The sequence below is a fragment of the Acetobacter fabarum genome (genome assembly GCF_011516925.1).
Lineage (GTDB): Bacteria > Pseudomonadota > Alphaproteobacteria > Acetobacterales > Acetobacteraceae > Acetobacter > Acetobacter fabarum.
Window position 1 is genome coordinate 1 of the sequence record NZ_WOTG01000050.1, and the last position, 1,206, is coordinate 1,206.

Sequence of the window (1,206 nt, forward strand, 5' to 3'; positions counted from 1 at the left end):
CTCTTCAACGTCAAAAAATCCCGCCTGCTTCATATCACCAGTCCTCCAGTCATCACACAAGAGAGTGAATCGCAGAGCCGACCTTAATACCAGAGGGTTCTTCGAACCCTCTCCGTCAAAAAAACGATGTGCAGACAACGGCTTACCCAAACAGCGGGAGCTAGTCCTTTACTCTTGCGCTCTTAAAATCGGCCATTTTCGCTCTCAATCTCAGCCAAGCTGTATCTCTGGCGCGCTTCTTCGGGCGATATCGCTCGCAAACGAGGTGGTCCTCCCCCGTGAAGTTCGCTCTGGGGATAATCAAGTTCCCATAGTCTCCCATCATTGGGATCGCGATAGAGGGTGAGCCACCCGCTTGCATCGTGCCCGATCATTAGGAGGTGGGATTTGGTAATCGCCGCGATCCGCGCGCTGACATCATCAGCAACGGGTCGGCCATCCTCCAACACCCATTGCCCGACCAATATCGTTTCATCAGGTTTGATGTTCATCATGGCACCGTCGTTACAGTTGCGCCTGCCGGGATCGGTCCGTTGGAGATGACAAATTCGGGTGCCCCTCCAGCAGTATAGCCGCCCCCCACAAATCCCGGGTTCCCCCTAAATACTGGGGAAGACAAGCCCGATTCCGGGGTTGGGAACTGGAAAACCTGATACCCGGTCGGGCTCTCCGGGATCGTGAGCCGCTGCGCTATACCCGCAGCATCAAGGCCTTCAATCGCTTCCGGTGTGGTGACGAAAACGTCAGCGGCACTTGGTGCTCCCAGCGTCGTCGCAGGAATACCATTCGGAATAACTCGGGTCAATGTCGATGGGATAAGGGGGCTTTGTTGCAGAAATACTGGCAAGGGACTCCCTGTTTGAATCCAGTTTGTTAGCTGTGAGTGATGAGCAAGCCGAAGCGCACGCGCTACCGAACGACGAACTGGTCCTCCTACAACGCAGCACTGAAGAAGCGTGGGTGTCTGACGATGTGGTTTGACCCGTCCATGAATTGGGAAGGTCTTCCGACGGGGCGCCACGGTCGTCAGCGAAGTTACAGCGATGCTGCGATCCAGGCCTGTCTGACGCTGAAGGTTCTGTTTGGTTTTGCTCAGCGACAGACGACGGGCTTTGTCGAAAGCCTCCTGCGCCTGGCGGGGCTGGCATGGTCTGTGCCGGATTTCAGCACGCTGAGTCGTCGGCAGAAAGCCCTGACGGTCGATAT

General features: G+C 56.0%; 3 protein-coding genes. 1 reads left to right on the forward strand and 2 read right to left on the reverse strand.

Going from position 1 to position 1,206, the window contains the following annotated elements:
• Positions 1 to 182: 182 nt before the first annotated feature.
• Together GOB83_RS14630 and GOB83_RS15340 are read right to left on the reverse strand one after the other, a co-directional pair.
• Entirely contained in the window at positions 183 to 494 is a 312-nt protein-coding gene (locus GOB83_RS14630; protein WP_165926626.1) for an Imm27 family immunity protein, read from the reverse strand.
• Positions 491 to 847: a polymorphic toxin type 10 domain-containing protein gene (locus tag GOB83_RS15340; protein ID WP_165926627.1), complete on the reverse strand. Its 357-nt coding sequence runs from the start codon at positions 845 to 847 to the stop codon at positions 491 to 493. Before GOB83_RS15340 ends, GOB83_RS14630 begins: the two co-directional genes overlap by 4 nt.
• A gap of 39 nt (positions 848 to 886) precedes the next feature.
• Here GOB83_RS15340 and GOB83_RS14640 point away from each other — a divergent pair.
• A partial coding sequence (locus GOB83_RS14640) for a transposase (protein ID WP_194301418.1) occupies positions 887 to 1,206 on the forward strand: 320 nt, incomplete at its 3' end.

Coding starts and splice junctions, on each gene's coding strand:
- GOB83_RS14630 (WP_165926626.1), bottom strand. CDS start 494: ATGATGAACATCAAACCTGATGAAACGATATTGGTCGGGCAATGGGTG.